Origin of the sequence: uncultured Campylobacter sp. (assembly GCF_937997595.1) — a bacterium.
In the GTDB taxonomy this organism is placed as follows: Bacteria; Campylobacterota; Campylobacteria; order Campylobacterales; family Campylobacteraceae; genus Campylobacter_B.
This window is the reverse complement of the sequence record NZ_CALKTS010000084.1, coordinates 1-13,561: the sequence shown is the minus strand read 5'-3', so window position 1 is coordinate 13,561 and position 13,561 is coordinate 1. Positions and strand designations below refer to the sequence as shown.

At 43.9% G+C, this 13,561-nt stretch carries 12 protein-coding genes and 2 pseudogenes; 8 read left to right on the top strand and 6 right to left on the bottom strand.

The window, feature by feature from the left end; genetic code table 11:
• From Q0614_RS03150 to Q0614_RS03120, 7 genes and pseudogenes are all read left to right on the top strand, one after another.
• Positions 1-218: pseudogene (locus Q0614_RS03150) on the top strand (anthranilate phosphoribosyltransferase); the annotation flags it as partial.
• Positions 219-241: 23 nt separating this feature from the next.
• Positions 242-1,336, top strand: coding sequence for a DNA adenine methylase (locus Q0614_RS03145; protein WP_298786474.1), 1,095 nt, complete (start codon positions 242-244; stop codon positions 1,334-1,336).
• 1 nt (position 1,337) lies between these two features.
• The gene (locus Q0614_RS03140) at positions 1,338-2,063 is read left to right on the top strand and encodes an EcoRI family type II restriction endonuclease (RefSeq protein ID WP_298786470.1); all 726 of its coding nucleotides are present in this window, start codon (positions 1,338-1,340) and stop codon (positions 2,061-2,063) included.
• A gap of 8 nt (positions 2,064-2,071) precedes the next feature.
• Positions 2,072-2,260: pseudogene (locus Q0614_RS03135) on the top strand (phosphoribosylanthranilate isomerase); the annotation flags it as partial.
• Between the two features lie 813 nt (positions 2,261-3,073).
• Positions 3,074-3,553: a hypothetical protein gene (locus tag Q0614_RS03130; protein WP_298786472.1), complete on the top strand. Its 480-nt coding sequence runs from the start codon at positions 3,074-3,076 to the stop codon at positions 3,551-3,553.
• A gap of 62 nt (positions 3,554-3,615) precedes the next feature.
• Positions 3,616-4,488, top strand: coding sequence for a hypothetical protein (locus Q0614_RS03125; protein WP_298786468.1), 873 nt, complete (start codon positions 3,616-3,618; stop codon positions 4,486-4,488).
• Positions 4,489-4,504: 16 nt separating this feature from the next.
• Positions 4,505-5,407 (top strand): hypothetical protein, encoded by a 903-nt coding sequence (locus Q0614_RS03120; protein ID WP_298786466.1) that lies wholly within the window; start codon positions 4,505-4,507, stop codon positions 5,405-5,407.
• Positions 5,408-5,704: 297 nt separating this feature from the next.
• Here Q0614_RS03120 and yedE read toward each other — a convergent pair whose 3' ends face one another.
• A complete protein-coding gene (gene yedE, locus Q0614_RS03115) occupies positions 5,705-6,766 on the bottom strand; it encodes a YedE family putative selenium transporter (RefSeq protein ID WP_298786464.1) in 1,062 nt (353 codons plus the stop codon).
• Positions 6,767-7,186: 420 nt separating this feature from the next.
• On the opposite strand from yedE, the gene Q0614_RS03110 reads away from it, so the two are divergent.
• Positions 7,187-9,277 (top strand): TonB-dependent receptor, encoded by a 2,091-nt coding sequence (locus Q0614_RS03110; RefSeq protein WP_298786462.1) that lies wholly within the window; start codon positions 7,187-7,189, stop codon positions 9,275-9,277.
• A 238-nt stretch (positions 9,278-9,515) separates the two neighbouring features.
• Here Q0614_RS03110 and Q0614_RS03105 read toward each other — a convergent pair whose 3' ends face one another.
• The 5 genes from Q0614_RS03105 to Q0614_RS03085 all read right to left on the bottom strand — a co-directional run.
• Entirely contained in the window at positions 9,516-10,658 is a 1,143-nt protein-coding gene (locus Q0614_RS03105) for a hypothetical protein (RefSeq protein ID WP_298786460.1), read from the bottom strand.
• Positions 10,659-10,668: 10 nt separating this feature from the next.
• Positions 10,669-11,415, bottom strand: coding sequence for a tryptophan synthase subunit alpha (gene trpA, locus Q0614_RS03100; RefSeq protein WP_298786458.1), 747 nt, complete (start codon positions 11,413-11,415; stop codon positions 10,669-10,671).
• Positions 11,408-12,589: a tryptophan synthase subunit beta gene (gene trpB, locus Q0614_RS03095; protein WP_298786456.1), complete on the bottom strand. Its 1,182-nt coding sequence runs from the start codon at positions 12,587-12,589 to the stop codon at positions 11,408-11,410. Before trpB ends, trpA begins: the two co-directional genes overlap by 8 nt.
• A 219-nt stretch (positions 12,590-12,808) precedes the next feature.
• Positions 12,809-13,210 (bottom strand): hypothetical protein, encoded by a 402-nt coding sequence (locus Q0614_RS03090; RefSeq protein ID WP_298786454.1) that lies wholly within the window; start codon positions 13,208-13,210, stop codon positions 12,809-12,811.
• A 169-nt stretch (positions 13,211-13,379) separates the two neighbouring features.
• A partial coding sequence (locus Q0614_RS03085; protein WP_298786453.1) for a hypothetical protein occupies positions 13,380-13,561 on the bottom strand: 182 nt, incomplete at its 5' end.

The window sequence follows — 13,561 nt, the reverse complement described above, 5'->3', positions numbered from 1 at the left end:
GCGGCGACGGCGAGGCTAATGCCGAGATTTTAAAGCAAATTTTAAAAGGCGAGCTTGATGGGCCGAAATTTGACATCGTCGTGCTAAACGCGATGTTTGCGCTATACTGCGCGGATGTCGTGTCAAGCCCTGCGGAGGCTAAGCCACTCATTTTAGAGGCGATCAAATCGGGCAAGGTTTACCGATATTTTGAGGACTATACGCGAGGCAAAGCTTGAAGAATACTATAAAAGAAATTGAAATTGCCGAAAATCCTGCCTTTTTAAAGGAACAGCTAATTAGCTATTTGGGTAATAAACGCGCAATATTAAACGAAATTTTAAACGTACTTTGCGAGATAAAGAGCGAACTAAAAAAACAAAAGATAAGTTTTGTAGACGTTTTTAGTGGCTCAGGCGTGGTTGCAAGAGCAGCTAAAGCATACTCGAGCCTCGTTGTTGCAAACGACTTAGAGGATTATTCGCGCGTGATAAACTCATGCTATCTTTCAAATTTCACGCCAGAGCTCAAAGAGCAAATCGACAAAAGTTTTAAGCAAATTTTAGAAAAATTTAAACCCAGCGAGAGTTTTATAAGCAAACTTTACGCTCCAAAAGATGACGCTAATATAAAACACGGCGAGAGAGTATTTTATTCTCGTGAAAATGCGCTAATAATCGGTGGTTTGCGTAAAGCAATAGAAGAAATAGATCTAGATTTTAGGCATTTTTTTATAGCGCCTCTACTCAGCGAGGCTAGCATCCATTCAAATACAGGTGGTGTATTTAAGGGCTTTTACAAAGACAAGAATGGTGTAGGAAAATTCGGCGGTAGCGGAGAAAATGCGTTAAATAGAATTTTAGGTAAAATTACTCTTCAAAAACCAATTTTTTCAAATTTTACGAGCAAATTTGAAGTTTATCAGCAAGATGCCTTAAAGCTAGCGAATATTTTATCCCCTTTGGATATCGCTTACTTTGACCCGCCGTATAACCAGCACCCTTATGGCTCAAACTATTTTATGCTAAATTTAATCACAAATTTTAAGGCTCCCGACCCTAAAAATTTAAGCGAGGTATCGGGCATACCAAACGACTGGAATCGCTCGAATTTTAATAAAAAGGCAAAAGCAGCAGATGAATTTTTTGCCTTATTGTCTAAATTTCCGGCTAAATATTTAGTCATCTCTTTTAATTCGGAAGGATTTATCAGTGAGGCGGAGTTTCTTTTAAATTTATCAAAAATCGGCAAAGTCATAAAACACGGAATCCGCTATCCAACTTACCGCGCAAGCAGAAATTTAAATAACAGGGCGCTTTACGTAACCGAATACATCTATATCGTAAAAAAGGTTTAAAGTGGCAAATAGTGATGATCTAAGGAAAAATGTAAATCAGCATAAACCCAAAAATACCGAGTCCAAATTTGACGATAAAAATATAGCGCAGGCCATGCAAAAAACTATTGATTATATAGAAAATAGATTTGGTCAAATTCCAAATTTTAACGGTTTTTACCTTGAATTTAGCGGAAGATTGTCGTTAAAAGGAATGATGGAAAATATAAAAAACGGTAGCATCAGAAAACAGTTTGATACAACATGGGAAGACAATACTATCATGCCTGATGGGGGCTTTTTGATGCTAAAAAAACAAGGCGACACAAAATATCAAAAACTCCTTCTAGCGGCAGAAGTTAAAAGACAAGGCACAAATGATAAACGCGCTAAAGAAGGGTTAAAAAAGCAAGCTAGGGGTAATGCAATAGAGCGCCTAGGCAAAAATTTAATCGGCATAAGAGCTATGATGAACCACGAAGACATAACGCCTTTCGTATGTTTTGGTAGCGGTGACGACTTTAATGAAAATGACGCTAGCACAAAAAACGTATTTTCAAAACTTAGTACAATGAACGAATTTTACTACCTCAACAAAACTTATATTTTTAAGCTAGACGGCAACAGCGAGCACAATAAATTTTCTCCCGTAAGTATGTATTTTCGAAAAGAGGAGTGGAGTGCAAACGAGATGTTTGAAATAATGAAAGAGATCGCAGAGACTAGTTTGCGATATTATATCTTTTAGGCGAAAATATGAACATTTTAATTAAAATTTGCGGTATCAAAACACCTGAAGAAGCATGCGCTGTGGCAAGTCTAGGTGTAAATTTTTTAGGCGTGATCTTCGTGTCAAGCTCCAAGCGCCGTGTCAGCATAGAAACGGCTCGCGAGATCGCACGTATCGCGCATGAAAATGGCGCAAAGTGCGTGGGCGTCTTTGCTTTGAGCTCCAAAAAACACGGCGTCGCCGCATGTGAATGTAAAAATTTTAGCAGCAAAATTCGCGGCGAAGAAATTTGTGAAGATAAAATTTACGCGGGCACTAGCGGAAGCGTAGAATTTTATGAAGCCGCGGAATTTTGCGAAAAGCAGCGCGAGGATTTGAGTGTAAATTTAAACGCAAACTGCGTTGTGTCCGCCTCGGTAAAAGATCTGAATTCTGAAATTTTAGATGCGGAAACCCTAAGCGAAGAGCAAATTTTAAAAATTTGCAGCATTTGCGAGCTAGACTGCGCTCAAATTTACGGACGCATAAGTGCGGATTTCAAAACACGTCTTAACTCAGCAGGCACCGAGGCGTGGCAGGTTCTAAGTATCAGCGCTGAGATTCCGCCGCTTGAGGGTTTGAGCTGCGATCGGATCTTATTCGACGCCAAAGGAGCGAGCTTGGGCGGCAACGGCGTGAGCTTCGACTGGGATCTGTTGCGACGCGCAGGGCTTGGCTGCCAAGGACGAGACGGCGCAACGAGCGATGAAAAATACTGCGCGGACGGCACAGTTCAAAGCATAGACGGCACAAAATGCGACCCGGCTAGCGGGCGCTGCGATACGCAAAATAACGCAGCAAGTGACAAAAAATGCTATGTAGCAGGCACCGCTCAAAGCTCAGACGACGCAAGGAGCTATCTTAAACATAGCGCGATCTGCAACGGATATAGCGAGGGGAATTTAAAGCGCGATAAAAACGGCGACTGCAACAATTCTTGCGTGGAGCATAGCGAAAACGGAAATTTGAAGCTCAAGAGAGTAAGCAACATGTGCTGTGCCTCTAATAGCAATGAAGCGAGCGAGCGCGCACATGATATTGTTCGATCGAGCAATACGAAACAAGAAGCGAGCGCCGATCGTCGCGCCGAAAAGAATGACGATGAGTGCAAATTTAGTGCGTGTGCTACCGCTCGGCTGAGTGGTGTAAGACCCACAAGCGAAGGCGTCAATAATCAAGGTGCAAACGACTATGAGGCGGGCGCGCCAAATATTACGAATGACGGCGGTGAGGTGGGCAAGTCGGGTGCCGCAAAGGATGATAGTGCGGATAAGTGTAGCACTGCTTCCAAAGGCGGCGCGATCTCTTTTATTCTTGCAGGCGGCATCGGCGCGCAAAATATCCTTGAAGCACTCGCGCTGCGCCCCTACGCTATCGATCTAAACAGCCGGGTGGAGGACGCGCGAGGCATCAAAGATCCGCAAAAGATAAGTGAAATTTTGCAAATTTTAAAAAATGCGCAAGGCTGATCTCCGTGTGCAAACTCGCGCGATAGTTATATCTAAATCAAGCGCGTATAAGGAGGAACCAAATGCGTAATGACGAAATTGCTAGGTTTGGCATAAGCAAAACGCGGTATGATGAAAATATAAAGGATTTCTTACAAAATAAAAATTGCGATAAGCGAAATTTGGCGGGCGGCGGGCTAAAATTTACGAGCGATGGCAGGCAAAATTCTATAAATGCCAGCGAGCAAAATTTTACGAATGTCGTTGAACAAAAATCGCAAAGCGATTTCTCTTGTACCACTGATACGCCCTCGCAAAATTTTAAAACTCAAGCAAGGGATTACGACAAAGAGCCGATAACCATAAAAGATAACTCAATAGAGATGATTAAATTTTATTCGCCATTTCTGTATTTTCTTAATTTCATAGATTTTGGAACAAGGCAAGACTCGCCAAGATCCGTTAAACGCTGGCTAGAACTTTCGGATAAATTTGGCACCTGCTATATAAAATTTAAAAATTCAGTTATCGAATATTATTCAGAGAAAAAGAGAATGACCCTATACTCTATAAATTTATCTGAAATAATTGCAATAAAACGCACCTTTGGGCCATCCACTTTAAAAATGACGGAAAAAGGTAAAATTTCAACATTTTTTGTCGCGTTTACGTGGATAATCCTTTTATCTTTGGTAGTAACTTTTAAAAATAAAATTTCTTATGGAATTTTAATTGTGCCGATCTCCTTATTTTTGGCGTTTGCGCCCTTAATCATATTTAGATTTAAGAAAAATTTGGGATTTGGCATAGGTAACGACAGCCTTATTTTTATGAGCAATGGTAATTATATCGAAGCAAGCATACTAACAAGTAAAGAATACGGGGAGCTAAAAGCCTATTTTCTATTGAAAACGGGAAAAAATTTAGATAAAATCCCGCCACAAATTTTTGTGTAGGCTATAAAGAATAAAGATGAATAAAAAACAGTGGCTTGAGAAGCTAAATAAAATTTTAAATGAACGGCGTCAAAATTTAGAGCAAGGTTCAGGGCGGAATTTTGATGCCGAGAATTCTGACAGTAAGAATTCTAAATTTGAAAAATCCACGGATGACTCTACGATAAATACAAACGAAAAACTTAATAAATTTGAACAAAATCCGAGTTGCGCTAGTGATTATAATAAAGAGCCTTTAGCGCTCAAAGATAGGACTAGTTTTTATATAGTTCTTGCTACGGTATGCACGCTTGCGATTATGATTTTTATGTATTCATACGAACCCAATCAAACTAGATATAATCAGCTTTTTATAGTATTTCCATTTTTCGGATTGCCTATAATAATAGAATATTTTACAAATTTTTACAATAAGAAACTTGTAAAATTTTATAATGATCGAGTTACTTATTATACAAATAAAATGCCCGAAAAAACTATATTCTTAGATGATCTTAAGGATGTAAAAAGAGCCTATTTTGCAAGAGATAATGAGTGGCTTAGGAGGCAAGGCGCTTTTTATAGATTTTTCTTAAAATTTGATCCGTATGCTACGATAATCGCTTTTTTATTGATCTGCATATTGGTATTAGCTATCGGCGTAAGAAAATATATAGAAACAGGTAGTTCCAAAGTAATTTTTATATTAATATTGACGTTTTTGTTTTTATTCATCTCAAAATTTATGTATTTTTTGGTTTTTAAATTTCAACTTAGACTTATATTCTACGATAATATAATAATCCGAGGCAAGGATAAAGATATCGCCTTTACGATAGAAACTATGGACGACTACGTTAGGATAAAAGAATTTTTTATGAGGACAAAAGGCATTGATTTGGATAAGACCCGGCGCCACGTGTGGCTGGATTTTAATTAGCAATTAAAGAGCTTTAGATGAAAGAAGCCTCAATCGACGAATCTTTTAAATTTTAAAATTTAAAGGCGCGGCTCTTAAAAATTAATCGTAATATTTCTTGGACGGAATCTATTTTATCATTTGCTTTATCGCGTTATGAATATGGCTACAAATTCTTAAATTCCATCTCCAGCTGCTTGCGCCAGTCTTGTAGCGAGCGCTCTGCGCTAGCGGCGTATTTCTTTATAAGTACGCCGCCAGAGCTTGACTAGATACACCGCCTCTGTATAGATTGATCTCTGAGATTAAATATCAGCCTTAAGCGCCGCGCCTTTGAAAAATCCCCACGTAAAGCGCAAAAACAAAACCGATCGCGACCGCGTAAGGAGCGAACTCGGTGATGCCTTTAGCCGAGCTTGCGAGCAAGAAATTGTGTGCGACCGCAGCGCCCGCCGCCATGCCGATGACGAATATGCCCGAACTTAAATTTCCCGTACCGGCCTGCACCAGATGCTTGCCAGGGCAGCCCTCGCTTAGGCTGAAGCAAAGTCCTGCGAGCACCATACCCAAGAAATTCCAAACGAAATCGTTATGAGCGATAGGCTGGCCCTCAAAGCCGAGTTTGTATTGCCCAAATGCGATATTTGCGATGCTCGCAAACGCGATGACGCTTAGCACGCCCCAAAACATCGAGAAATCGCCGCGGAAAATTCTACCGAACGCGCCGACGCTGCAAAATTTGCTTCTATGCATCACCGCGCCCACGATAATGCCCGCAGCCAGCGAGATGCCTACCGCGGCGTGTTGCGCGCCGGGGCCTTTAGCGGAGATAAAAAGCGCGCCGCTCTCGCCCGTTTTGAGTCCGAAGACCAAGGCTGCAAGCAGTGCAGCGCCCAGTAGCACGGGCAAAATTCCGATCGCGCCGCTAAGCCTTGCCTCTTTGCTCGCCTCATAGCCGCGCTTTTTAAGCAAAAACCCAATGAGTACGCCGCAGATCAGACCCGCTAACCCGGCTAGCGCGGTCAAATCGCCGCCGCCTAGGCGCAAAAACGCGCGCCACGGACATCCCAAAAACACAAGGCAGCCGATCATCGCGAAAACTCCTAGGAAAAATTTCGCAAACGGCGAGCTACCCGTAACCGGCGCAAACTCGCGCGTCCAAAGCACGCTTGCCAAAAAACCGCCGAACACGAGCCCTATGATCTCCGGGCGGATGTATTGCACTGCGGCAGCTCGGTGAAAGCCCAGCGCGCCTGTGGTATCGCGCAAAAAGCAAGCGACGCAAACGCCCATATTGCCCGGGTTTCCGAAATGCACCAGCGTCGCACCCAGCACGCCTAGCACGGCGCCTGCGATGATGTACCATTTAACGTTATTCATGAAAAAATCCTGAAATAATCTAGATCGACCGATCTCTTAGGCGCGATTTTATCCTTTGTAAAATAAAAAGTAAATAAATTCCGATCTAAATTTACGAAAAGCGAAAGATTTAAATCATACGGGCAAGTGCTAAATTTAGACACAGGTAAATCGCGGACGTTTAAATTTAGGCTCTTTGTTGAGATAAAAACGCCGAATTTATCCGCCTAAATACGGTGCAGGCGAGGTGCGGAAACAGTGCAGGAACGGCGCGGACAAAGTGCGGATAAGACGCAGCCAAAACGCAGAAGTAGCTCAGAAAGAGCGCATTCTTGCCGCCAATAATAATGAATTTCAAATGTTTTTGAAATTAAATTTCAACCTTATTTAAGTATCTAGATATATAATAATGTATTTCAATTTTATTTTAAAGGTCGGGGCATGAAAAAGAAAATTTTATTGGTGCCGCTTGCGATAGGCGCAATAGGCGGAGCGAATGCGGCCGAAAATAACGCCACGAAGTCGCAGGATCTGGGTCAAATCGTCGTGCAAGCGACGGTGAGCGTGGTCGATAACCTAAAATACGCAGGCTCGGCCGGAATTTTAACCCCCAAGGATATGAAAGCCAAAACCAACGTGGTCGATTCGATCATGCAGATACCGGGCGTTGACGGCAGTATGGATATGGGGCGGCAGATCGGCAGGCAGTTTCAGATCCGCGGATTCGGATATCAAAGCGACGAGCGCGTCATCATCAAACAAGACGGCGTGCGCAGGAGCGTGGGAATTTACTCCAATATGATCTCATCTTTTCGCACCGATAGCGATATCTTAAAGCGCGTCGAGGTCATAAAGGGCGCCTCGTCCGTGCTGCACGGCTCGGGCGCGATCGGCGGTATCGTAAATATGCAAACCAAAAGCGCGAGCGATTATCTAAGCGAGGGCAAAAACGTAGGCTTGATGCTAGGACAGAGACTCGAATCAAACAATATGCATAGCACGCGCGGCGCGATTTACGGCAAGGGCGAGGAAATTCCGATCGACGTTTTACTCTACGGCAAGCGCGCAAGCTACGGCAACGTTAAGTTCGCAGACGGCGGCACGCACTACGCCCCGGACTACGACAAGAGCTTCAATAACGAGCATATCGATACCGGATTTTTTAAGATCGGCGCGAATTTGGACGATCACCGCGTAAGCTTCAGCGCCTTTGATTACGACGAAAATTTACACACGATGTGGCAGACACTATGGCAAAATGATGCAGATCTCTTCGTAAGCGGAAATTTAAGCCAGAGAGATTATGTTTTTGATTGGAGCTTCACGCCGCAAAGCCCGCTAGTGGATATGTCTTTTAAGGCCTACAAAAGCAGAGCCGAGTATAAACGCGGCTATATCGACGGCGCAGATACCGGCAGCTACACGAACAAAGACGATCGTAAGGGATTAGAGATCAAAAATATCTCGGAATTCGACACGGGCTTTTTAAATCATAGCTTCGCTTTCGGCGGCGATTACGAAAATAGGCAAGAGGATGCGATCTTTATCCAAAATGGAGCGTTAAGAGATTTCGCCTCCTTTCCGAACGAATACAATAGCTACGGGCTTTTCGCGCAGGATTTGATCCGCTTGCACGATGATTTAGAGCTTACCTTAGGCGGTAGATACGATAGATTCGATCGCGACATCAAAGGCAGATCGGCTAAATTTAAAGATTCGAGATTTTCTCCGCGCGCGGCGATTGCCTATACGCTCTTTGATAAATTTACGCTTTTAGCGGGATACAGCGAGAGTTTCCGTGCGCCTACTCCGCACGAAACATCGCAAGCAGGGCCTATCAACCGAATGTATTATTACATCCCAAATCCCGATCTAAAGCCCGAGACCGTAAAAGAATACGAGGTCGGATTTAGTTTTAAACAGGATGAAATTTTTACGGACGATCACTTCAATATGAAATTTATCTACTTTAACGGCAATATCAAAGATATGATTGACGTTAAGCCGCTACCGCATCTGGGCGTGCCGCCGGGCGGCTTTTCGCAACAATACGGGCAGTATCAAAATATCGATCAAGCCAAAAGGCATGGTTTTGAGCTAAGCTCAAACTACCAAACGCAGGACTTTGATTTCGGCGCGAGCTTCGAGCGACTTAGAATTTACAATAAAAAGACGCATGAAAACATCAATAACCACGCCAAAAAGCTAAGCGTGCACGCCTCCTACTCGCCTCTGCACGATCTAAATTTAGGCTTTGAGGTAAGCCACTACTTCAAGCCTCACTCCAAACCCGCTTCATATTTTGCACGCGGGAGAGAGTATTTTTATGTAGATAAGTCCTTTACGATCGCTAATTTTAGAGGAAGTTACAAGATTAAAAACGGCATTATTCCGGCCCTTGACGGCGCCGATCTGAGCTTTGGCGTAAATAATATTTTTGATCGCCACTACATCAACGCAAACCGCACGCGCGAGACTGTGGTGGTGGGTGCTGGACGAAATTTCTACGTCGATTTGGAAGTAAGATTTTAGATTAAGCTTATACGGGCGAGACGCGGGTTAAATTTTAAAACTTACCCGAGCTTTCGCCCTTCTTTCTTTTTAAATTTAGACCTCATCTTAAATTTTAATCTCATCGCGACCTTTTGGTGATAAGGCTTAAATGTGGCATAAATTTCTAGCGCTATAAAATTCCACAATTTTTAAAATTTAACAAACTGCAAAATTTTATGGGTCGCAGAGCCCGCAAGCTGCGAAATTCTATGCCTCATCAATCGATAGCGTTGGAGCTTTTTAACACCACTAGATGTTTTTTGCCTGCGAAGCTTAGCACTACGGCTGCATTATTTTCGTCGATTTCGCGCACCAGCTCTACTCGCACGTCGCTAGGTCTTGCGGTATCCGAGCTAAGCAGCTCATTTTCTAAAATGCTTCTAAATGCCGAAACTTTAGGCTCTTTTGCATCCGATCTTTCTTTTGCTCCCTCGCGAAATTCCATCGTACCACTCTCGGCAGAGCTTACTTTAAGCGGCGAAATTTTATCCGCTGCTCTTATATTCTCGGCGCTCTCATAGTTTTCGTCCGCCTCCGTAGCTTCCGAACGCTCGGCACGCGCAACTTCATCGTAAAATTTATCGTGCGCACTCTCTTCGTCCACACTTTCGCCTCCGAAAAAATCTGCGCTATCTACGTTTTTTGAGTCGTTAGAATTTTTGGAATTTAAAGCAGAGGCTTCATCTTTCTTCGCAAACTCTTGCGCGTCAGAATAATTTGGGTTCTTTGATCCGCTCTGATTTTTAAAAGAGGAGTCGTTTAAAATTTCATCTATGCCCGCTTCGTCCACATCGGCATCCTCCACGCTAGCGTCGTCTTCAAAAACTCGCCATGTCTCGTCGATACTTTTTTGCGGCTTGTGCGATAAAAATTTTCGCACGCCGACGAAAGCCGCGGCTGCAAGCAGTAACGCTACGATTATCGGCATCACGGAAACCCCGCTGCTACCGCTTTGCGCCGTTTCATTCGCCTCGCTCTTTACGCTCATCTTACTCTGATCGAAAGCGGGATTTTTTACGCGCAAAATGAGCTTTAAATTGCCGTCTTGAGTAAGAGCATCAACCGACAGATCGGCTCCGGTGGGGAAATTGATCTCGATATCCTTGCCTTTGGGCGCTATCGTAAAGCTTTTTAAGACCTTTTGGTTGGTGCGCATTTCGTTAAATTTCTCATCGCCGCCGAGCCCCTTTAAAATAAGACTCATCGACTGTCCATCGACGCTGCGTACGATGTCGGGCTTGTATGCAGAGTCAAACGCCAAGACGATGTCCACGCTATCGTCGTGGTTGAAAAGATCGTATTGCATCAGATTGGCGCCGAGGCAAAAATTTGCGATTAAAATTAAAAATATCTTTTTCATGCTCTTTCCGTTAATTAAAAAGTTCGGCGATCTTGCTTTGCAGCTCGCGTCCGCGGTAGTTTGCGCATAAATTTACAATCGCAGTGCCGATGATAGCGCCATCTGCGTATTCTTTTGTAGCTCGAACGTCGCTGGAGTTGCGAATACCAAAGCCGATCGCCACGGGCAGATCGCTCATTTTTTTAAGATCTGCGACCATATTTTTAAGGCGCGAGATCGGAGTTTGCTTGCTTCCGGTCACGCCGATAGCGCCCACGCCATAGATGAAGCCTCGCGCGCGGCTCAAAACTCGCGCGGCGCGGTGCTCACTCGTAACGCTGATAAGTGGGATGAGCGCGATACCGAACTCCTCGCAAAGCGCAAAAATTTCCTCATTTTCCTCATACGGCAGATCGGGGATTATTAGCCCGCTGATGCCGTAGCGCGCCGATTGCGCTACAAACTCGCGCGCGCCGTAGGCAAAGATCACGTTGTAATAGACCAAAAACACGAGCGGCTTACGCGTTTGCACCTCTTTTAAAATTTCAAATACCTTCTCCGCGTTTACGCCGTTTTGCACCGCGGAAAAGCTCGCTTTAAAAATTTCGGGACCGTCCGCGAGCGGGTCGGAATAAGGAATGCCGATCTCAAGCAGATCGATCGCGCTTTCGTCTAAATTTGACAAAAACTCCTTCGTGTGCGCTGGGCTCGGATAGCCAGCCACGATGTAGCCGATGTTCGCCTTTTTGCCCGTAAAGGCCGCCTTGATCTTATCCATAAATCGTTCCTTTTTTGTAATTCATCACGGTATCCATATCCTTATCGCCCCTGCCGCTTACGTTTACGACGATCGTTTTTCTACTTTTTAACTGCGGACAGAGCTTTTCTAAATACGCTAACGCGTGCGCGCTTTCGATCGCAGGGATAATGCCCTCAAACCTAGAAAGCAGCTTAAGCGCCGTGATGCACTCATCGTCGGTTACCGCTTCGTATTTTGCGCGACCCGTCTCATGCAGATGCGCGTGCTCTGGGCCTACGCCGGGATAATCAAGCCCCGCCGAGATGCTGTGAACAGGCTCGATCATGCCGAATTTATCCTGTAGTACGATCGTTTTCATGCCGTGGATGATGCCCGCGCGCCCGTTAGTGATGGTCGCTGCGTGATAAGGGGTTTGTGCGCCCAAGCCGCCCGCCTCGATACCTAAAAGCTGCACGGACGGGTCATCCACGAACGCGCTAAAAATTCCTATCGCATTGCTTCCGCCGCCCACGCAGGCTAGGACATAATCGGCTTTAATCCCCTTGCTCGCAAGCTGCGATTTGGTCTCGGTGCCGATGACGCCTTGAAAATCCCTAACCATCTTAGGATACGGATGTGGCCCGACCGCCGAGCCGATGACGTAAAATACGCTCTCAATCTCATTCACCCACGCCTGAATCGCCGCGGTGGTCGCCTCTTTGAGCGTTTTTAAACCGGTGCCGATTTTGATTAAATTTGCGCCCAAAAGCTGCATCCTAAAAGCGTTGAGCTGCTGGCGCGCGGCGTCGGTCTCGCCCATATATACGTCGCACTCAAGCCCGAATAGCGCCGCTGCCGTCGCCGTCGCCACGCCGTGCTGACCTGCGCCGGTTTCGGCGATGATCTTTTTTTTGCCCATCTTTTTGGCTAGTAGCGCCTGCGCTAGGGCGTTGTTGATTTTATGAGCGCCCGTGTGGTTAAGATCCTCGCGCTTTAGATAAATTTCATGCCCGTAGTGCTCGCTAAGGCGCGCGGCGTGATATAACGGCGTCGGACGCCCTGCGTATTCGCGCAGCAAGTAACCCAGCTCGTCTTTAAATTCCTTCGTCTGCGCTATGGTGTTGTACGCATCCTCCAACTCCTCGAGCGCAAACATCGCCGTCTCAGGCACAAACTGCCCGCCAAAACTCCCGAAATACGCCTTTTTATTCATCCTATCTCCTCGCGTTAAATCGTAGGATTATATAAAATTTCGCGTTAAATTTCGCTTTTTTGACGGCACCTTTTGCGACGCTCTTCTAAATTTATCGGATATACAGCCGCAAAAACGCGCGGTGCAAGATAGTAAATTTTAAAATTTACACTTTAAATTGCGGCTAATGTTTTGCTTGATGAGCAGCCCTAACTTCGTAAATTTGAATAATTTGTGAATTTATTTGCTTTCATTGCTAATATCGCTCTTTTTAGAATTACCGATAGGACAAATTATATTGTCAGTATCCGTAAGCCTTAATTTTTTCCACTCTTCAAAGCTGTTAACTCTAATAAGATTATGTGGGATCTTTGACGGTTCATCAATAATTTTAAGGCACTCGCTCGTCTCTCTTTTAAAATACTGCATAATAAGGTGATTATCGTCATTTTCCAAAGCCTTTTTTATACATTTTGCTTTTAACTTAACATAACCGCTATTACTTAGAGAATTTTTTGAAAAGAGCCTTATTGGGGCGCACTCGCTAATTATTTCCGTATAAATCATACGAAAAACAAAAAACGAAATAATTAACATAAACGGCAGTAGAATAATATTTTTGTATCGTTTTAAAAATTTCATTTTATTTCCTTGTTGGGAATTTTTAAATTTTATAGTGCTTGATTTGGATCTGGAGTAGTTAGCGTTTATGCTTGAAAGTTTGGAATTTGAATAGCTTACTATATTGTTTGCTTTTAAGCTCACGGCCATTATATTGATACAAAATAGGGCTACTATTAATTTCAAGCATTTATTCATATTTATTTTCATCAAAATTATAAAATTGAATATTCTCAAAATTTTCTAGTTCAAGATAGTCCTCTCCTGCGACGTTAAAAATCTCCAGCTCTTTTACACATTCACCCCAGTGAAGTAGGAATTCCGTTTCATAGTATGAATCGCTGGATACTAACATATCTATCGCCGGATATG